Genomic DNA, 20,086 nt, shown 5'->3' on the forward strand with positions numbered 1-20,086 from the left:
CCTTAATGAGTTAGCTAACTGACTTTTCCACGGAAACACCGCCGAAAATACGATCAAACAGCGGGTTAAACCCGATGCGATATGAAAGCTCGGCCGGATGCGTCACATCCCAGATCGCCAGATCGGCGCGCATGCCCGCCTTGACCTGCCCCGTATCATTCAATCCAAGCGCACGCGCAGCATGAGCCGTCGCCCCAACCAATGCTTCTTCGGGCGTCAGACGGAAAAACGTGCAGGACATGTTCATGGTCAGCAAAATCGACATCAATGGCGACGTGCCCGGATTGCAATCGGTGGCAACCGCCATTGGCACGCCATGTTTGCGAAAGGCCTCAATCGGCGGCAACTGGGTTTCATGCAGGGTGTAAAACGCACCGGGCAACAGAACCGCAACCGATCCGGATGCCGCCATCGCCTTGGCGTCATCCTCATTGGCGTATTCGACATGATCGATGGAAAGCGCGCCGTAACTGGCCGCCAGCTTGGTGCCACCAATATTGGAAAGCTGTTCGGCATGTAGCTTGACCGGAATGCCAAGCGCGCGCGCGACATCAAACACCCGTGCAATTTGATCGGTATTAAAGGCAATCCCTTCGCAGAACCCGTCAACCGCATCGACCAGCCCTTCGGCGTGCGCCGCACGCAATGTCGGAATGCAAACCTCATCAATATAACGGTCCGGTTCGCCCCTGAATTCTGCCGGGGTGGCATGCGCACCAAGGAAGGTGGTTTTGATCCGCACCGCGCGATGTTTCTCGATTTCGCGGGCCGCGCGCAGCATATTGAGTTCCGTCTCGCGGTCCAGCCCATAGCCGGACTTGACCTCAATCACGCAAACACCTTCGGCCAAAAGCGCATCCACACGCGGCAGAGCACTCTTCAAAAGCTGATCAACATCCGCCTCACGGGTCGCGGTCACGGTCGAGACAATGCCGCCGCCCTCGCGCGCGATTTCTTCGTAGCCCGCACCCTCAAGCCGCATCTCAAACTCGACAGCCCGGTTGCCGCCATGCACCACATGGGTGTGACAATCAATCAGTCCGGGAGTAATCAGGCGACCCTCAAGGTCATGATAGGGGAATTTTGCGGGGTCTTCATACTCTGCCGGGATGGCATCGGCGTCGCCGACCCAGACGATCATATCGTCCTTGATCGCGATGGCACCGTTATTCCTCATACAATAAGAAAATCGGTCCCCGTCGGACGTTTTATCGATGGTTGCGATTTTTGCATTTCCCAGCAACATGCGAAGCATCACCCCTTGATAAGTTTGTTATTAACGATAATATGTACGTACATAATAACTCTGTCAAGACGGGTATAGGCAATGACGGTTCTTTGGGCAAAACAGGCACTTACGACAGCAGGCTGGGAAAACAACGTCCGGGTTGAAATCGATCAAACCGGCAGAATATCAAGCCTTCAGGCCGATTCCCCTGCCCCAAATGACGCCAATGTCACCCGCACGAGCATCCTGCTGCCTGCTGTTGCCAACCTGCACAGCCATGCGTTCCAACGCTCCATGGCCGGATTGACCGAAAAACGCGGCCCCGATCCGCGTGATACCTTCTGGACATGGCGGCAATTAATGTTCCGTTTTCTGGATCAACTCACACCGGATCACGTTGAATCCATTGCATCTTTTGTCCAAATGGAAATGCTGGAAGCCGGTTACGCCAACAATACCGAGTTCCATTACCTGCACCATCAACCGGGCGGCGCGCCCTATGACAACATTGCCGAAATGGCCGAACGCATTGCCGCCGCCGCCGATATCACCGGCATTGGCCTGACCCTTTTGCCAGTCCATTATCAATATGGCGGCTGCGACAAACGGCCGCTCGGTGATGGCCAAATCCGGTTTGGCAATGATCCGGAACGCTTTTCTAAATTGTATGAGGAATCCTCCAAGGCGTTGAAATCCCTGCCATCTGACACCCGCATGGGTGTCGCACCGCATTCGCTGCGTGCGGTTGGTCGCGAAGATTTAATCGCCACGACGAAGCTTTCCAAGGACGGTCCGATCCACATGCATTTGGCCGAACAGATCGCCGAGGTCGATGAGGTCAGCGCATTCTGGGGCAAGCGTCCGGTCGAATGGTTGCTGGAAAATGCCGATGTTGATGAAAACTGGTGCCTGATCCATTGCACCCAGATGGTCGAACACGAAACGCTGGGACTGGCCAAAACCGGGGCGGTTGCAGGACTTTGCCCAATCACCGAAAGCAGCCTTGGCGATGGTATTTTTGACGGAGTGCGCTATCTGGACGCCGGGGGGAACATTGGAATCGGATCGGATTCCAACATCCGCATTTCACTGTCCGAAGAATTGCGCACCCTGGATTACAGCCAACGCCTGCGCGACAAATCACGCGCGGCTTTGGCCACACCCGAGCACTCCACAGGACGGCGTTTGTTTGAAGCGGTTGCCAAAGGTGGGGCGCAGGCAGCCGGCCGAAATTCCGGCAAGATCGAGGTCGGTGCACTGGCCGATTTGATCGCACTTGATAGCTCGGCAGTTGACCTGATCGGTCGAACAGGCGATACGATCCTCGATACATATATCTTTGCCGGAGATGATCGCATGGTGCGTGATGTCTGGTCGGCGGGTCGCCATGTCGTGACCGATGGCCGCCACATCGCCCATGACACGATCACCGACCGGTACCGCCAGGTGATGGAACAACTTAAGGCATCGGTGTGAGCACCAATATCCAGATAACACCGCCAACCACGACCGCGGCAGCGTCCCAGACCAACTGGCAAAGCGTGCATGACGAGGTTTTGCATCGCATCCATACCCGCCAATGGAAACCGGGCGACCTGATCCCCAAAGAAGTCGAACTGGCCGAACAGCTTGGCTGCGCGCGCGCCACTGTGAACCGTGCGCTGCGCGAGCTGGCAAATGAGGGATTTCTCGATCGCCGCCGCAAGGCCGGAACGCGCGTTGCCAGCCATCCGGTCCGCCGGGCCAAACTTGATATCCCGGTCATCCGGCTTGAAATCGAAGGCCGGGGGCAGAAATATGCCTATGGCCTGCTGTATAGCGAACGCCGCACCCCACCGCCGGAAATCTGCACCAATCTGGCCGTGACACCCGACAGTGACATGTTCCATATCACGTCGCTTCATCTGGCCGATGGCAAACCCTACATGTTCGAAGAACGCTGGGTTTCGGTTGCGGCCACACCAACAATTGCCGAGGCGGACCTGTCAAAAATCAGTGCCAATGAATGGCTGGTGCTTCATGCGCCCTACACCAAGGGTGACATTTCATTTTCCGCCGTGCTGGCATCGGAAACCGAAGCCAAAATCCTTTGCACCCACAAAGACGCGCCCTTATTCCTGATGGAACGCACGACATGGAATGGCGATCATGGGATCACATCCGCACGCCTGCTGTTCGCGCCGGGATACCGGATGCACTCGGCGATTTAGGTATACAGCACAGTCCAGAATAAGTGCTTTAGAAGCAGACCAAAGATAACGTCACGCCCCCCATTTCGATATGAAATAACGTTCGGACGAACGATGGTTTGAGAGCTTTATCTTGCCGCTTTGTCCGGAATCCGCCAAAACAGATTGCAAAGCAATAAAAGCAACCACCATTCTGTTCGCAGGGAACGCCCGTGTCCGCCTTTCATTGGTCGCGCAATCAACGTCTGAGCCTTGTTGCCCGATATACGCTGTTATCGGTTGGGGTTGTTGTGTGCGCGCTGATTGCGTTGAGCTTTTTGTATCAACGCTTTTCCAATGAACTGATTGATCGCCTGACCGGGGAGCGGTTGAGCGCTCAGGTCGCCGCAACATCGAATAAGCTTTCGGCATTTCTCGATGCGCGTATTTATCAGCTGGTCACGCTTTCCAACCACCCGGCCTTGCCGGCATTTATTGACGCACCCAACACACCGCAGGCCGAAGAAGCGCTGACGCTGTTGCGGGTTGAGGCAGACTCCCCCGATTTGTATGGCGTGCTGTTTTTTGACCGGCAGGACAATCTTGATCGTCTTGTCGCCGGGCAGGCCGCATCCGGTCCGCCCTATTGGTCGAAAACCGATTGGGATATCAGTGGACTTCCGCGGGTCACCCATGAAGGGGTCGAGTTTATTGGTCCGAAATTGCCCGAAAATGGGAATTCCGGCTGGCTGTTGATGCGTCAGCAAATCCGCGATTCCGGACTTGGTCAAAACGTATCGGTGGCCCTTCATATGCGTTTGTCATCCTTGACCGAATTGCTGGCAAGTGCCGGGGTTGCCGGGGTGATTGAGCCATTACTGCGCACACCGGGTGGCGTGGTACTTGACCCGACGGGACGCCCGGCCGAGGTCACCGGCGAACTGGTCGAGGGGCCCAGCATCCTTCCGGGCTGGAACATCGTCATGAGCGTTCATCCGGGCACCATTTTACAGCCAATTGATGAAACCCGACTGTGGCTTTATGCCACCGCCATTCTGATTATTGCGGTGATTTTGGCGATCTTCTTTGCCCTGTCGCGCAGTCTACGCCGCCGGGTGGATACATTGGTGCAGGGTGCCAACAGCATCGCATCGGGCGACCTTTATTACCGCCTGCCCGAAGGCCGACGGCGCGATGAAATCAGTACAGTTGCCAAGGCGTTCAATACCATGGCCTGGCAGCTCAAGGATTTGATTGATCGCACGGTGCGGGCCGAAAAGCTTGCGGTTCTCGGGCAGTTTGCCACAGGTGTCGCGCATGAGGTTCGCAATCCGCTGGCGACAATGAAAACCACGGTTCAGGCATTAAGCCGGCGCGAACAGGACGAAGAACGCATCACGCTTTTGGATGATATAGGCAGTCAGATCGACCGGTTATCCCGTGTGGTCAATGATTTGTTATCCTACGGTCGTCCGGGTGAAGCCGCACCACAGGCCACTGCAATCCGCGAGTTATTCCGGCAAACGTCGATCCTGCTTGAACCGGTTGCCGATGAGGCACACGTCCGGTTCTTTACCAGCGGGGATTCGCGGCTTAACGTCTATGTCGACCCAGAACAAATCTTACAAATCTTGCTCAACCTTGGCATTAATGCCGTGCAGGCCTGTAATGCGGGTGGAACGGTGAGTTTGCGGGCCGAGGATCACGGCGACACGGTTGAAATTCGGGTTACCGATGATGGGTGTGGCATCGCGCGTGAGCATTTACTTGACGTCACCCAGCCATTTTTTACCATGAAAAGCAAAGGTACCGGATTGGGACTGACAATCAGCCAGCAATTGGTTGATGCCAATCACGGTACGATCAACATCGAAAGCGCCCCGCAAGAGGGCACGACGATAATATTGACGTTCCCGGCCAGTGGCCCGGGGATTGGTCAGGAGGAAATAACAAAAAATGTCCAGGCAGATCAGAATACTGATCGTCGACGATGAAGAATCTTTCGTCCGGTCATTAAGCTTTGCGCTTCGTACAGAAGGCATGGACGTCACCGGAGTACATTCCGGCGAAGACGCCTTTTTGGCGGTGCGCAAACAGCAATTTGATATCATCCTGCTTGATCTGCGTCTTCCGGGTGCGGATGGCATGGAGGTGCTTACCAGCATCCAGAAATTGGATATCAGCATTCCGGTCATCATGATTTCGGCCCATGGCGATACGCGCGCGGCCGTTCAGGCGGTTAAAAACGGGGCTGCGGATTATCTTAGCAAACCGTTTGAGCTTGATGAGTTGATCCACACCATCAAAACCACGCTCGATCAAAGTCAGGTCGCGCTGGAACTTGATTATCATCGCCGCCGTGATGCTGTGCCCGCCAACGGGTTAATCGGTGATTGTGCCGCCATGAGCGCCCTTCGCACCACCATTGACCGGGTCGCACAAAGCAGTGCGAGCCGTATTTTACTCCTTGGTGAATCCGGCACGGGCAAGGCATTGGTCGCACGCGCCATCCACAGCCAAAGCCCGCGCCAAGACCGCGCCTTTGTCGAGGTCAATTGTGCGGCATTGCCCGAACAACTGATTGAATCGGAATTGTTCGGGGCGGAAAAAGGATCCTATACCGGCGCGCATCAAAAACGTACGGGGTTGGTGCGACTGGCCGACAGCGGCACGTTGTTTCTAGATGAAATTGGCGAATTGCCCCTCGCCCTTCAGGCTAAGTTTTTGCATTTCCTTGAAAACGGCGATTATCGCCCGGTCGGGGCAGAACGGTCTGCATCGGCGGACGTGCGGGTGATTGCCGCAACGAACCGCGATCTTGCCGAACAAGTCCGGCTTGGTCAGTTTCGTGAAGACCTGTTTTATCGATTGAACGTCATTACCATTGATATTCCCGCTCTTCGTGCACGCGGCGAAGATATCCTGAGCCTTGTCAGCCACTTCGCAGATCGACAGGCACAGGCCGAAGGATGCCGCCCGATCGAGTTTGACAGCGAAACGCAAGGTATCTTGCGCACCCACCCGTGGCGCGGCAATGTGCGCGAGCTTAAAAACCTGATTGAGCGTCTGACGATCCTGTACCCGGGCAAAACCATCAGTGCAGATGTGCTGCCCGGTGAGTTTCATCAAACCGATGATCCGCATTATTCCGATGGCGCAAACCGTTTATCAAATGCCGCCCATCCGCAATTACAGGACCGCCTTGATGTCACCGAACGCCACATTGTGCAGGACGCCCTTGAACAGGCCGACGGGCACAAAGGCCGGGCGGCAGAAATTCTTGGCATTTCGCGCCATGCCTTAAAACGCCGTTTACAGCGACTTGGCCTGCAATAATCCTTTTTGCCACTGACCGAATTGAACCCTTATGAGCGATAACCGCTCATAAGGGTTTTCCTTTTGGAGCGAAAGCCGCTCAAACACGCGATTAAACCCAGCCGCCCAAACACCCAGAAACGTTCAAAACCGCGCCCTGACAGGCTTCGCGGCGCATTCCTCCAAACTGGCACAGCCTTTGCGCAACAGCCCAACAAAGGTACAAACACGAATGGAACAACCATTCGTAGGGAGGATACGTCATGGAGATGCTCAAACATCCGGTTTCCGGGTGCATCACCATAATTGTCGCAACGTTGGTCTTGTTGGCGGGGACACCCGCACAGGCAGAACGTTTTGAGCTTGGCGCCACATCCGCAGAAGCGGACGCGGTTGTCGGCTGTTTGTACCCAATGACCGGACGATCGGCGACCTATGGTCGTGACAGCATCGCCGGGATCAAGATTGCCCTTGATGACCTTGCCCAAGAAGCCAAAGCCGGGTTACCCGCACCAAAACTGCGTGTCATTGCCGATGACCCGCGGTCCAAGGCATCCTATGCGGTACGACTGGCGCAAGATTTCATTGCCAATGACAAGGCACAGTTCTTTTGCGGCATTGTCTCGTCAGGTGTCGCGCATGCGGTCAGTGACCTTGCCCAGCGCGAAAAGATCATCATGGTCGGCACCGATCATGCCTCTTCGCGGCTCAGCATCGAGGCCGGGCATAAATATTATTTCCGTGTGACCAATGACAGCTGGACGTCGATGGCCGCCGGTGCGCGATACCTGCGCGATCTGCAAAAACAAACCGGTTGGCGCAAACTGGCGTTTATCGGCCCGGATTATGATTACGGTCATGTGTCATGGACCGACCTTCAACTCGCCCTTTCCGATCTTGGTGTGGCGTATGAAACCGTCGGGTCACTTTGGCCAAAACTGTATGAGCCAGACTACTCAATCTATATAAACGCGCTTCAGTCGGCCAAACCCGACATCGTTGTGACCGCACTTTGGGGCGGAGATTTCATTGCCTTTATCAAGCAGGCCGCCACCACGCGGTTCTTTGAAACCACGCGGCTGGCCAATTTTGATACCGGGGCGAATTACGATGTGATGACCGCCCTTGGCGATCAACCGTATCCGGGGCTGATCCTGTCGGCGCGCCATCATAACAACTGGCCCGATACCGGACGCAACAAGCGGTTTGTCACCCAGTTCCATGAAATGACCGGGCGTTTTCCGACCTATGCCGCCGAAGGTGCCTATACCGGGATTATCGCGATTGCACGCGCGATTGAAAAAGCCGGTGGAGCCAATGACGACGCGGCGCTGATCAAAGCGCTTGAGGGGTTGCAACTGGCCCTTCCGGAAGATCCACCCGGTTTCGCATCCTACATCGATCCAGATACCCACCAGATTGTCCAGGCGCAAGCCGTGGGCACGGTCGTCCATAACGAAGATTTTCCGCCATCAAAACTGATGGTGGGGAATTGGGCGATCTACGACGCCGAAGACCTCAAGCCGTCAAAAGAGATGGTCAAACGCCGCCGCGACGCGGTGGCGGGCGGGTCGGAGGCAGTACCACCGCCAACACCATAGAGCTTTCCTAGGGAGGAAAACGTGAAGAATAATAAAGCAACTTTCAGCAAATATCTGGTTTCGGGCGTCGCAGCCCTTGCCCTGACTGCCGGTATGGCAACGGGTGCATCTGCGGCCGAAAACGGCAAATTCCGCGTTGGTATCGTGACATTCCTGTCAGGTGCCGCAGCGGGCCCGTTTGGTGTTCCGTCTGCCAATGCTGCCAAGGTTCTTGTTGAAGCACTCAACAAAGGCGAACTACCGGCCCCTTACGACAAAATGGGCATCAATGGCGTCGAAATCGAAGCCGTGATCATTGACGAAGCCGGTGGTGCCACCAAGCAGGTTGAAGAATACCGTAACCTTGTACAGCGTCAGAAAGTCGATGCGGTTATCGGGTATGTTTCATCCGGTGATTGCCTTGCCATCGCCCCGGTTGCCGAGGAGCTTAAAACCTTCACCATCGCATATGACTGCGGGACCCCGCGCCTGTTTGCTGACAATGCAGATGCCCAGTACATGTTCCGTACCGGCCTTGACGCATCGGTCGATAACATCGGTGCCGTCCGCTATCTGGCCGCGACCCGTCCGGATGTCACCCGTCTTTCGGGCATCCAGCAGAACTATTCCTGGGGTCAGGACAGCTGGGCAGACTTTACCGCAGCGGCTGCGAAACTTCTTCCTGAGTCAGAAATCGTCGAAGAACAGTTTCCGAAAATCTATCAGGGCCAGTACGGCGCAGAAATTTCTGCCCTGTCGGTTAAACGCCCGGAAATCGTTCACTCCTCCTTCTGGGGTGGTGACATGGAAGCACTTGTCTTGCAGGCAAATGCCCGTGGCCTTCTTGAAGATGCGACCGGCCTTCTGACCTGTGGTGAAGCAAGCTTTGCCACCTATAAGGATCAGGCACCCAATGGCATGATCATTGGCGCACGTGGCCCGTTTGGTGCCTTTGCACCGGACAACGCGCTGAACACCTGGTTCAAGGGTGCATACACCGCAGCCTATGACCTTGACCCGGTCTATCCGGCAACCAAAATGGCGCAGGCGATCCTTGGCCTGAAGTTTGCTGCAGAAAATGCAGGCGTTGCCGACAAAGAAATCCCGACCGCTGAACAGCTTGCATCCGGCATCAAGGGCGCAACCTTTGAGTCAGTTTCGGGGACCGTCGAAATGGCGCGTGCCAATGGTCATCAGGCCATGCAGGGCATCACCTACGGCGAATACCATTACGAAGACGACAAGGCATCCATCGTGAATAAAGTCTCGTTCTCTGGCGAGTGTGTCACACCGCCAGAAGGCGTTTCTGCTGCGGAGTGGATTGCCGAGGGTTTCCCGGGCGCTCAGTGTAACTAAGCGCATTCTCCCTGTGACTGCGGACATCCCCATTGCGGGATGTCCGCCCCTTTTCCTGCACATTGGATATTTGTGATGACAAGTCTTCTTGCCGTCCTGATTGATGGTTCGATCTATGCATCGTGGCTGTTTCTTGTTGCCGCTGGCCTGACCGTTATTTATGGCGTGATGCGCATTCTGAATATGGCTCATGGCAGTTTTTATGCCATTGGCGCCTATTCTGCGGCGTCACTGGTTGGCTGGTATTTCAACAACGGCATTGGCCCGGCATGGATCAGCTATCTGTTGCTGGTTGGTGCCGCACTGGTTGCCGGCCTGATTGTTGGTGTGATTGTCGAACGTGGATTGCTGCGCCTGATGTATGGCCGCGACGAAATCCTGATGGTGATCATTACCTATGCGCTTTTGCTTATCCTTGAAGACACAATGAAAATCGTCTGGGGGGTTAGCCCGTATTTTGCCTATCAACCCTATACAGAACTTGGGCGAACGGCGTTCGGATTGCTTAAGGTGTCAAATTACGATCTGGCACTTGTCGGTGTGTCGGCCGTTCTTGGCCTTGGCCTTTGGGCGTGGCTGGAACGCACCAATCAGGGCAAGGTCCTGCGTGCAGTGATCCATGACCGCGAAATCGCGGTTGCTATGGGTGTCAATGTTCGCCTGATGTTTACCATCACCTTTGTTCTGGGCACCACGCTTGGCGCACTTGCCGGTGCGTTGACGGCACCTGCCATTTCGGTTGTGCCGGGCATCGGAATCGAAGTCATCGTGCTGGCCTTTGCCGTGGTCGTCATCGGCGGCCTTGGCAGCATTGGCGGTGCAGCGGTTGGTGCGCTTTTGGTTGGGCTGAGCCGTGCCGCGGCCGTGCATTACGCGCCGGAGTTCGAACTTTTCGTCATTTACGGCGTGATGTCGCTGGTTTTGGCGTTCCGCCCCGAAGGCCTGTTTGGTCGCACCATGGCGAGGAAAATCTGACATGCGATTTGATAAAACTGAAATCTCGCTTGCGCTGGTCGCAATCGCCTGTGTCCTGTTTGGTTTTGTATCCCCGGGCTGGCTGATCTTTCTTTTGACCATTGCCCTTGCCAAGGCACTTGTTGTGCAGGGTGTCGTCATGCAGATGCGGTCAGGCCTCGTATCATTTGGGCAGGGTCTTTTTTACTGCATCGGTGGCTATACCGTCGGCATGGGCGGGCAGTTCTTTGGCATTCATGATGCGATTGCCGCCCTTGCGCTGGGCATGGCAGTTGCCATTGTTGTCGCCATGATCCTTGGTCTGCTTTTGACGCGTTACCGCGATATTTTCTTTGCGATGCTGTCACTGGCGTTTTCCATGATCCTGTTTGGCATTCTGGTCAAAAGTCAGGGCCTTGGCAGTACGGATGGCTTTAACGTTCATAACTGGACCGTGTTTGGCTGGGCACCGGAAACCGGTGCCGATAGCCAGCAAACCGTCTTTACCATGACCGTTCTTGCCGGTTTGCTGATCGCCGTTCTGATCCACCGTTATACCAAGGCGGGGATCGGTGTGATCTGCGAGGCCGTCCGCGAAAACGAAGTCCGGGTGGAATATCTTGGCCTGTCACCGCGTTGGCTTTTGTATGGCAACTATGTTGCAGCCGCCTCTGTGTCCGCACTTGGTGGTGGTTTAACCGCCCTTGCCACCGGTCACGTTGATCCGGAAATGGCCTATTGGACCACGTCGGGCGAGTTCATTTTCATTGCCCTTCTGGGCGGGCTTGGCCATGTCGCGGCACCGTTTATTGCCGCCATCGTTTTCTCGGTCGTTCGGACATACTCAATCGAATTTGTCCCCAACACCTGGCAGATGATCCTTGGTTTCACCCTGCTTGGCGTCATCGTGTTCCTGCCCAAAGGTCTTTGGAGCCTGGTCTCACGTGAAAAGTCAGGAGAACGCACATGACCACCATTCTTGAAACCCGTTCCCTGAACAAAGAGTTCGGAGCCGTGATCGCGGCCAAGGATTTGAACGTGCAGGTCGCCAAGGGCGAAGTTGTCGGTGTTATCGGATCGAACGGGGCGGGTAAAACCACGTTCATCAATATGGTTACCGGTTACCTGAAACCAACACGTGGCGAAATCCTGTTCAATGGTAAATCGATCCTTGGACATTCACCGCGTGCCATTACCCGTGCGGGCATGGCCCGATCATTTCAGGTAGCACAACTGTTTCCTGATATGTCGGTGATTGACAATCTGATTGTCGCACTTGCCGCAGCAGAAAGCCCGCGGCCCAGTTTCCTAAGTCCGCTTCGAAGCGACGCCCGCATCGCGCGGGCCGAGGAAATTCTCGCAGAATTCGGCATTGAGAATTACCAAAATTCAAAGGTCACTGCCGTTCCGCAAGGGGCACGGAAACTGGTTGATATCGCCATGGCGCTAATTGGTAATCCGCAGATGTTGCTGCTTGATGAGCCGACCAGTGGCGTCAGCATGGATGAAAAAACCGGCCTTATGGATACGGTGATGAATGCGGTGCGCCAACATGGTGTAACGGTCTTGTTTGTTGAACACGATATGGACGTTGTCGAACGATATGTCTCACGTGTGTTGGCGTTTTATAGCGGCGAAATTATTGCCGACGGCAAACCCGCAGCAGTCCTTGCCGATAACCGGGTCCGCGACCTTGTGACCGGCCATCGTCCAACTCATAAAAAAGGGAATGGCGCATCATGACCCTGGAAATCAAAAACCTGAATGTTTCCATCGGCAATATTCCGATCCTGCGCGATGTGTCGTTGTCGGTGCCATCGGGACAGATGTTTGGCCTTATTGGTCACAACGGTGCGGGTAAAACCACATTGATGCGCGCCATTATGGGGTTGCTTGAAGTTGACGGCGGCGACGTCAGCTTTGACGGCAAGGACCTTCGCAAAATGGCGGATCACGCGCGGGCGAAGAACGGCATCAGTTACATGCCCGAAGACCGGCGTTTGATCCCGTCGCTTACGGTTGAGGAAAACATCCTGATGCCCGCATGGACAAACGGCATCACCGATGCAATGGAACGGCTTGAGTGGGTTTATGACCTGCTGCCGGAAATTGCCCAGTTCCGGCAACGCCGGGCTTTGCAATTATCTGGTGGGCAGCAAAAGCTGGTGTCGCTTGGCCGAGCGTTGATGCCGGGTCGCAAATTATTGTTGCTTGATGAGCCGTTCGAGGGTGTCGCACCTGTTTTGTCGCGGCGTCTATCGGAAGTCATCGCCAATCTGGGCCGCAGTGGCCTTTGTGTTCTGATTTCAGAATCTGATGACAGCCATTCTTCCGATCTGGTGACGGGCAGCTATCGCATTGAACGCGGCACCGTTCACCCCGCCGACATGCAGCCCGCATAAGCGCCCCAAACAAGACGAGGTTTTCCATGTCCGACTTTACGTTTGAAACAACGCCGCGCGTGATTTGCGAATTTGATGGTGCACTTAAGCTTGGTGCTTTGTGCAACGAGCTTGGTGCAGAACGCGCGGTTCTGATTACTGATCCGGGCCTGCAAAAGGTCGGGCTGATTGACGCCCCGTTTGATGCGCTTAAGCAGGCCGGAATCGAAACGCTGCTTTGGACGCGGGTTGAAGCCGATCCACCCGAAAGCACCATTCTTGAGGCGGTCAAAGGGGCGGCTGATTTCAAGGCCGATATCATCATCGGGCTTGGCGGCGGGTCCTCGATGGATACTGCCAAATTGGTGGCCCTTTTGTGTGGTCAGGATCAAAAGCTTTCTGACATATACGGTATCGGTCTGGCTAAGGGTCCGCGCCTGCCGCTTATTCAGGTGCCAACCACGGCGGGAACCGGATCGGAAGTCACCCCGATTTCAATCGTCACCACCCCGACACAGGAAAAGAAGGGGGTTGTCTCCCCGTTGCTTTATCCTGATATCGCCCTTCTTGATGCCAAACTGACGATGGGACTTCCGGCATCCATCACCGCCATGACCGGCATTGATGCCATGGTACATGCCATTGAGGCCTATACCACCAAGCATAAGAAAAATGCGCTGTCTGATGGCCTGGCCATTCGTGGTTTGCAACTGATGACCAGCACGATTGACGACGCGGTTTCAAAAAATCCAAGCCGGGCCGCGCGCGAAGCCATGCTGCAAGGATCGATGATGGCTGGAATGGCATTTGCCAATGCGCCTGTGGCGGCGGTTCATGCGCTTGCCTATCCGCTGGGCGGGCATTTTCATGTGCCGCATGGACATAGCAATGCCTTGGTCCTGATCGAGGTCCTGAAGTTCAACCGTGACGCTGCATGCCGCCAGTATGGCGAACTTGCCCGTGCGGTTTTGCCGGGTGAACGGTTTGCCGATGATAATGCGGCCTGTGATCGGTTCATTGCGTTCATGACCGACATGGTCAACCGCATGCCATTTGCCAAAACGCTGCGCGAAGTTGGCGTCAGCGAAAGTGATCTGGATATGTTGGCCACCGATGCGATGAAGGTCGAACGCCTTTTGATCAACAATCCGCGCGAGATGACATTTGACGCGGCGCGCGCAATTTACGCCCGCGTGCTTTAAGGACGGAGCTCCACAATGCTTATGTTAAATGATCCCGGCCTTTGGCAGACCAAGGGCCACATCAATGGCGCATGGATTGATGCGACCAGCGGCAACACCTTTGCCGTTCTTGATCCTGCCACTGGTGAGCACCTTGCAAATGTGCCCGATATGGGGACGTCTGAAACCCGTCAGGCGATTGAGTCTGCCAATGATGCCCTTCCGGCATGGCGTGCACGTACCGCCAAGGACCGCGCGGCTGTTTTGCGCAAATGGTTTGACCTGTGCATGGCTGCCAAGGATGACCTTGCGCTTTTGATGACCCGCGAACAGGGCAAACCGCTTGCCGAGGCAGCGGGCGAAGTTGCCTATGGTGCCTCCTTCATTGAATGGTTTGCCGAAGAAGGCAAACGCATCTATGGCGATGTCATTCCATCGCACGGGGCTGACAAGCGCATCATCACCATCAAACAGCCAATTGGTGTTGTTGCCGCCATCACGCCGTGGAACTTCCCGATGGCGATGATCACACGCAAATGTGCCCCGGCACTGGCCGCGGGCTGCACGGTTGTGATCAAACCGGCGGAAGACACCCCGCTTACGGCATTGACATTGGCCGAACTGGCGAAACGTGCCGGGTTCCCCGAAGGGGTGATCAATGTCGTTACCGCATCCCATGGGGCGGAGATCGGCAATGAACTCACATCCAATCCAATCGTACGTAAATTGTCGTTCACCGGCTCCACACAGGTCGGTAAACTTCTGATGCGCCAATGTTCCGATACGGTGAAAAAAGTCAGCCTGGAACTGGGCGGCAATGCACCGTTCATCGTGTTTGACGATGCCGATCTTGACGAGGCCGTTGCCGGTGCAATTGCGTCAAAATACCGCAATGCCGGACAAACCTGTGTCTGTGCCAACCGCATTCTGTTGCAAGAGGGTGTCTATGACGCCTTTGCCGAAAAACTTGCCACAGCGGTTGCAAAGCTACGTGTTGGTAATGGCATGGAAGATGGCATTACCCAAGGTCCGCTGATCAATACCAAGGCCATCGAGAAGGTCGAAACACTGGTCGCCGATGCGATTTCCAAGGGGGCGACAGCCATTCTTGGTGGTGCCCGCCATCAGCCTAACAGCAACTTTTTCACCCCGACCATCTTGACCGGGGTGACCGATGACATGCGGATATTTTCGGAGGAAATCTTTGGCCCGGTCGCGCCGCTGTTTAAGTTCAAGACCGAAGAAGAAGCCATTCGCATGGCAAACGACACGCCGTTTGGGTTGGCAGCCTATTTCTATGCCCGTGACATTGGGCGCATCTGGCGGGTTGGCGAAGCGTTGGAATACGGCATTGTCGGCATCAATGAAGGGATCATTTCAACAGAATCCGCCCCGTTTGGCGGCGTCAAAGAATCCGGGATCGGCCGAGAAGGCTCGAAATACGGCGTCGATGACTTTGTTGAAATCAAATACATGTGCCTCGGCGGACTTGCCGGAAAAGCCAACTGATCTGCGATCAAGGAGCCCCACCATGAGTTTCATGTTTCGAAGTGTCCCGCGCATCGTTTGCGAGGCCGGTGGCATTGCCAAAGCCGGCCTGCTGATGAAGGAACTTGGTGCCACCCGTGTCACCATCATTTGCGATCCGGGCATTATCGCCCTTGGTTTTGCCGATCAGGCGCTACAGTCGCTGGAATCGGTTGGCATCGCCGTGCAGGTCTTTTCCGACGTTGCCGCCGATCCACCCCAACATATCGTCCAACAGGCAATTGACGGGGCAAAGGACTGGAAAGCGGACGGCGTTATTGGTCTTGGCGGCGGAAGCTCGCTTGACAGTGCAAAGCTGGTGGCACTTTTGGCCAATAGCGACCAAACCATCGAAGAGATTTACGGCATCGACAAAGCGACGGGTGATCGCCTGCCACTGATCCAGATCCCGACCACGGCGGGAACTGGATCAGAAGTGACATGGGTGTCGGTAATTACCGATCCAGATCACCTAAAACAGGTTGTTTATACCCCGCAATTGATGCCCGACATCGCATTGCTTGATGCCGAACTAACCTATGGTTTGCCGCAAAAGGTCACAGCGGCCACCGGGCTTGATGCGATGGTGCACGCGATTGAAGGTTATACCAGCCGGACGCGCAAAAACCCGATTGCCGATGGCATGGCCGTCACCGCCCTGTCGCTACTGGGCAAGAACCTGATGAAAGTGATTGAAAACCCAGGTGATCAGGATGCGCGGTCTGCCATGCTGCAAGGGTCTCTGATTGCCGGGATGGCCTTTGCCAATGCATCGGTGGCCGCCATTCATGGGTTGGCTTATCCGCTTGGCGGGCGGTTCCACATCCCGCATGGCCATGCCAATGCGTTGGTGATGGCGCAGGTTCTGCGGTTTAACCTGCCAGCAGCGGGCAAGCTTTATGCGGAACTCGCCCCTTGCCTGATTGAGGATGCCGATTTTGCATCCGACGACGAGGCCGCCGAGGCGTTTGTCCGCCGGATTGAAGAAATGGTGCCCGCAAGCGGTCTTGAAACCCGGCTGCGTGATCTTGGTGTTACCGAAGATTCCCTTCCCGAAATGGCAGAAGAAGTCTTCACCAAGATATACCGCCTGATCGAAAGCAACCCACGCGACATGACCACCAAAGATATCGAGGCGATCTACCGCGAGGTTTACTAACAACCTAAGCGGCGATGTGCAGAACGAATAAAACCGGTGTCCTATGGGGATGCCGGTTTTTGTTTGCTCACCAAAGCCATACGGTTACAGCTTCGCTGCGCATTAAACTGTTCAGGGCAAACAGCCCAGAAACGATAAAACCCAACCTTTTCAGGCTGGGTTTGAAAAGCGATGGTGCCCCCGGGGAGAATCGAACTCCCACTCACTAAGTGAAACAGATTTTGAGGGCGGATAAAATTCAATGAAATCAGTGATATTCTTAGATATTCTCAGTATTTTGCCGTTTGCTATTTGCTGTTCTTGGACATATTTACGGAATGGATTTCGCAATGTTCGACAAACTGAAAATCCCTGCGTGCAGTCGTGAAAATTCTGTCAACTCCTAAATTAAAATAAAATACCAATTAAACTTATCGGCTCATCAGGGCTTCTTTGAAATTATGTTACATGCTTTATCATCTCGACGGGAACACTCGGCGCCTATTCAAGCTTTGCAAAATGAATTTGTTCTAAAAATTCACTCTGCCGCAGATCAGGAATCTGGGGTCGCGCTCTACACCCTCATTTGTTGCAAAGTCGACGTCCCGAAAAGCAGTCATATCAAGCAACATAAAACCGAAATAGTTGTTCAAGAAAATTTTGCGGCAGAAAAATAATTAAATGAAATCATTTTCTTTTTTTCATACCGACAACAATAAACGAGTGGTTCTTGCCTGTTTCGTCCACAAATTACACGAATTCACAGAATAGGTAGCCTGTGTCCTGCTTGCCAACGCATTATTCAAACAGGATTGTCAAAAATTGCTTTTTCTTTGAGCAAACATTCAACCTAGCGGTTATGGCAGGGAAGCCGACGCTGAGGGCCTTGAAAGCTATCTCACCACCAAAAATGTCTGGCACTCTTCGGAAATCGCTTAAACTAAGTGAACTCTGGCAACTCGTATGCGGTCACATCGATTAAGGGTGTGACCGTTTTTGATTCAAAAGCATAGTGCCTTTAGAGTGTTTCTGATTGCCAGAATAGCTGACGTTTTCAGGTAAAATGGGCTGCCAACCGACCTAGATAAACACACCTTATCAGAAATTGCCTTCGCGCAGTAGTACACCTGTGGCCTTTCTGAGAAACGCCCCGGCAATGCTTTTGCCTTCCCCTTTAAGCTTGACGATTCCCCGTTCAATTCTATCTTTTGATGATTGAGCATCAATCACTTCAAAGACCACCCGATAAACACTCTCGATGGGAACCAGCCTTTTATCTTGGTCCTGTTCCACAGCGACCTTCCCGCCATAGATTGACGCAAGAAACGGTGCTTCGAGATAAGAACTATTTACCGGAGAGACGACCTTTACCATAAGGCTCAGGGATGGTTGCGCGTAGTCGTCAGGATAAAATGTAGCTGACATACCGGCCTGGATTTCCTCAAGCCGGTCTTCGTTCACATAGCCAACAACCTGATCCATATGTTGATCAACGATCGTGATCAGTGGCTTTTCCTTGCTTACGCTCATTCCCGACCGCAAGTTTTCGTCTAACTCAACCACCTTGCCCGCAAAACGGGCCCGAATGGTCATCTTTTGACGCTGCTCCTCATAAGAAACAAGCCTCGCCAAATCACTTTCCATATCCTGCCGGAGAATATTGATCCTTGTGCGTTCTTGGCCCCCGGCTGCTTCACGTCGGATGAGTTCCTTGCGCATGGCGATACTCAACTTGGTTTTCTGGATGGAGAAATCCAACTCTTCCGCCTTGAGTGTGAGTAGCTCATCACCGACCTTGACGATGTCTCCGCGCCGCACAGCCAAGCTTTGCAAGCTGGCCGCTTCCGGTGCAAACACAACACTTCGTTCCCCGGCCTGAAGATATGCCGGCAAATTGATGTTGGTATTCCAAGGAAGGCATAACAAGGCAAGCACAGCCAAACTGCCGCACACAGAGGCCATCAGGCGGCGGTTCCATTGCATCTGAGATCGCCTTTTGACAATTTCGCAAAGCTCGCGCCAGATCGGCATCCCGATGAGCAATATGATCTCGGCAACGAACAAAAAAATGCCGAGAACCTTGAAAAAGAAGCCGTAAACCAGAAGCGCAATACCAGCGAAAAGAATCAGACGATACAGCCAAACCGCAATAGCATAGGCAATCAGGAAAATCCCGAACTGCCTGCCGGCAGGCTCTGGAGGTGCTTCACCGAAACCAAACAGCGTTTCTCGCAACCACCATTTTGCGCGCGCAAAAGAACGATCCTGAAGGTTTTCGAAACCCAATGCATCCGACAAAAGGTAGTAACCATCAAATCGCATGAACGGATTAAGGTTAATCACAAGCGTAAGAACCCAAGTGACTGTTGCGACAAGGAACGCCGCACTCTTTGCAGGTCCTTCGGGCAAAAAACTCCACAGGAAAGTTGCTATTGAGGCCAGACAGAGCTCTGTCACGATGCCCGCAGCACCAATACCAAAACGCTTCCGCCGCGAAACCAAACGCCACGCATCAGACGTATCGGTATACAGCACCGGCCACATCACCAGAAAAGCAACCCCCATGGTTGGGACACGGCAGCCGGCACGTGTTGCCGCATAAGCATGCCCGAACTCATGAAGTATCTTCGTGAAAATTAACGCTAGACCGTACCAGACAACACCTTCCCAACTAAAGAAGTGCAGGAAAGTTGCCGAGAAAGTATCCCACTGGCGCGTGACAAGAAATACCCCGACAATTCCCATCAGAATAATCAGCACCCTGATGGTCCTCGAACACAACAAATCTGCAAAGCCGCACGTGGCATCGAGAAATTTTTGGGGTCGTATAAGGGGAACCCTGAAAAACAGATATTGACCGAGCAGACGGCGGATAAATCGACCTTTCCCGGCACCTGCAATACGCGACAGGCCTTTTACCCCTTCAGCGGTTTGTTGACGCACCAGAAAATTGGTTCGCAAGAAATGCACAAGCCAATCAATGCTGGCGTCAGCAGGGCGCTTTCCTGTGGATTTTTCTACTGCTCTTGCAACCGCGTCCGGGGTTGCCAAATGCCAGAAAGAAAGCAGGTCATGCGCATCACTGGTGATGCGATGAAAGCGGTTACGGACAGGGTCATGAATTGTCCAGGTCGGTATGCCGGCCACATCGGTCGGCCCTTTCAGCAACTTCAGGTCATCACGTAGTTCTGGCAAACGCGTTTGCGTCGCTTCTGTCCTGCCCGTTGAGACTTCTTTTGCTGTTTCCTCTGCCATCGT

General features: G+C 54.2%; 15 protein-coding genes. 13 read left to right on the plus strand and 2 right to left on the minus strand.

Annotated elements, in window-relative coordinates; all coding sequences use genetic code 11:
• Window positions 1-10 precede the first annotated feature (10 nt).
• Entirely contained in the window at window positions 11-1,246 is a 1,236-nt protein-coding gene (gene hutI / locus K355_RS0107520; protein WP_028791428.1) for an imidazolonepropionase, read from the minus strand.
• 81 nt (window positions 1,247-1,327) lie between these two features.
• Here hutI and K355_RS0107525 point away from each other — a divergent pair, with 81 nt between their 5' ends.
• The 13 genes from K355_RS0107525 (at window position 1,328) to K355_RS0107585 (ending at window position 16,849) form a co-directional block, all read left to right on the plus strand.
• Window positions 1,328-2,704: a formimidoylglutamate deiminase gene (locus K355_RS0107525; protein ID WP_022731509.1), complete on the plus strand. Its 1,377-nt coding sequence runs from the start codon at window positions 1,328-1,330 to the stop codon at window positions 2,702-2,704.
• On the plus strand, window positions 2,701-3,438 hold the full coding sequence (locus K355_RS0107530; protein ID WP_022731510.1) for a histidine utilization transcriptional repressor HutC: 738 nt from the start codon (window positions 2,701-2,703) through the stop codon (window positions 3,436-3,438). The genes K355_RS0107525 and K355_RS0107530 overlap by 4 nt, the downstream gene beginning before the upstream one ends.
• 191 nt (window positions 3,439-3,629) lie before the next feature.
• A complete protein-coding gene (locus K355_RS0107535; protein ID WP_022731511.1) occupies window positions 3,630-5,390 on the plus strand; it encodes a sensor histidine kinase in 1,761 nt (586 codons plus the stop codon).
• Window positions 5,353-6,732 carry a sigma-54-dependent transcriptional regulator gene (locus K355_RS0107540; RefSeq protein ID WP_022731512.1) on the plus strand — a complete coding sequence of 460 codons (1,380 nt, stop codon included), beginning with the start codon at window positions 5,353-5,355 and terminating at the stop codon, window positions 6,730-6,732. Before K355_RS0107535 ends, K355_RS0107540 begins: the two co-directional genes overlap by 38 nt.
• A gap of 242 nt (window positions 6,733-6,974) precedes the next feature.
• Window positions 6,975-8,312, plus strand: a complete 1,338-nt coding sequence (locus tag K355_RS0107545) for an ABC transporter substrate-binding protein (RefSeq protein WP_022731513.1) — start codon at window positions 6,975-6,977, stop codon at window positions 8,310-8,312.
• Window positions 8,313-8,333: 21 nt separating this feature from the next.
• A complete protein-coding gene (locus K355_RS0107550; RefSeq protein ID WP_022731514.1) occupies window positions 8,334-9,647 on the plus strand; it encodes an ABC transporter substrate-binding protein in 1,314 nt (437 codons plus the stop codon).
• Between the two features lie 75 nt (window positions 9,648-9,722).
• On the plus strand, window positions 9,723-10,622 hold the full coding sequence (locus K355_RS0107555) for a branched-chain amino acid ABC transporter permease (protein ID WP_022731515.1): 900 nt from the start codon (window positions 9,723-9,725) through the stop codon (window positions 10,620-10,622).
• A gap of 1 nt (window position 10,623) precedes the next feature.
• Window positions 10,624-11,571, plus strand: coding sequence for a branched-chain amino acid ABC transporter permease (locus K355_RS0107560; protein WP_022731516.1), 948 nt, complete (start codon window positions 10,624-10,626; stop codon window positions 11,569-11,571).
• Window positions 11,568-12,344 (plus strand): ABC transporter ATP-binding protein, encoded by a 777-nt coding sequence (locus K355_RS0107565; RefSeq protein ID WP_022731517.1) that lies wholly within the window; start codon window positions 11,568-11,570, stop codon window positions 12,342-12,344. Before K355_RS0107560 ends, K355_RS0107565 begins: the two co-directional genes overlap by 4 nt.
• The gene (locus tag K355_RS0107570; RefSeq protein ID WP_022731518.1) at window positions 12,341-13,003 is read left to right on the plus strand and encodes an ABC transporter ATP-binding protein; all 663 of its coding nucleotides are present in this window, start codon (window positions 12,341-12,343) and stop codon (window positions 13,001-13,003) included. Before K355_RS0107565 ends, K355_RS0107570 begins: the two co-directional genes overlap by 4 nt.
• A gap of 26 nt (window positions 13,004-13,029) precedes the next feature.
• Entirely contained in the window at window positions 13,030-14,184 is a 1,155-nt protein-coding gene (locus K355_RS0107575; RefSeq protein WP_022731519.1) for an iron-containing alcohol dehydrogenase, read from the plus strand.
• Window positions 14,185-14,199: 15 nt separating this feature from the next.
• Complete coding sequence (locus K355_RS0107580) at window positions 14,200-15,672, plus strand: NAD-dependent succinate-semialdehyde dehydrogenase (protein WP_022731520.1); 1,473 nt, start codon at window positions 14,200-14,202, stop codon at window positions 15,670-15,672.
• A gap of 22 nt (window positions 15,673-15,694) precedes the next feature.
• Window positions 15,695-16,849 (plus strand): iron-containing alcohol dehydrogenase, encoded by a 1,155-nt coding sequence (locus K355_RS0107585; protein ID WP_022731521.1) that lies wholly within the window; start codon window positions 15,695-15,697, stop codon window positions 16,847-16,849.
• A 1,077-nt stretch (window positions 16,850-17,926) separates the two neighbouring features.
• On the opposite strand, the gene K355_RS0107595 is transcribed toward K355_RS0107585, so the two are convergent.
• Window positions 17,927-20,083, minus strand: coding sequence for a site-2 protease family protein (locus K355_RS0107595; protein ID WP_022731523.1), 2,157 nt, complete (start codon window positions 20,081-20,083; stop codon window positions 17,927-17,929).
• Window positions 20,084-20,086 lie beyond the last annotated feature (3 nt).

The sequence above is a fragment of the Thalassospira lucentensis MCCC 1A00383 = DSM 14000 genome (genome assembly GCF_000421265.1).
In the GTDB taxonomy this organism is placed as follows: domain Bacteria; phylum Pseudomonadota; class Alphaproteobacteria; order Rhodospirillales; family Thalassospiraceae; genus Thalassospira; species Thalassospira lucentensis.

Coding starts and splice junctions, on each gene's coding strand:
- hutI (WP_028791428.1), bottom strand. CDS start 1,246: ATGTTGCTGGGAAATGCAAAAATCGCAACCATCGATAAAACGTCCGAC.
- K355_RS0107585 (WP_022731521.1), top strand. CDS start 15,695: ATGAGTTTCATGTTTCGAAGTGTCCCGCGCATCGTTTGCGAGGCCGGT.
- K355_RS0107540 (WP_022731512.1), top strand. CDS start 5,353: ATGTCCAGGCAGATCAGAATACTGATCGTCGACGATGAAGAATCTTTC.
- K355_RS0107555 (WP_022731515.1), top strand. CDS start 9,723: ATGACAAGTCTTCTTGCCGTCCTGATTGATGGTTCGATCTATGCATCG.
- K355_RS0107580 (WP_022731520.1), top strand. CDS start 14,200: ATGCTTATGTTAAATGATCCCGGCCTTTGGCAGACCAAGGGCCACATC.
- K355_RS0107570 (WP_022731518.1), top strand. CDS start 12,341: ATGACCCTGGAAATCAAAAACCTGAATGTTTCCATCGGCAATATTCCG.
- K355_RS0107525 (WP_022731509.1), top strand. CDS start 1,328: ATGACGGTTCTTTGGGCAAAACAGGCACTTACGACAGCAGGCTGGGAA.
- K355_RS0107560 (WP_022731516.1), top strand. CDS start 10,624: ATGCGATTTGATAAAACTGAAATCTCGCTTGCGCTGGTCGCAATCGCC.
- K355_RS0107595 (WP_022731523.1), bottom strand. CDS start 20,083: ATGGCAGAGGAAACAGCAAAAGAAGTCTCAACGGGCAGGACAGAAGCG.
- K355_RS0107575 (WP_022731519.1), top strand. CDS start 13,030: ATGTCCGACTTTACGTTTGAAACAACGCCGCGCGTGATTTGCGAATTT.
- K355_RS0107565 (WP_022731517.1), top strand. CDS start 11,568: ATGACCACCATTCTTGAAACCCGTTCCCTGAACAAAGAGTTCGGAGCC.
- K355_RS0107545 (WP_022731513.1), top strand. CDS start 6,975: ATGGAGATGCTCAAACATCCGGTTTCCGGGTGCATCACCATAATTGTC.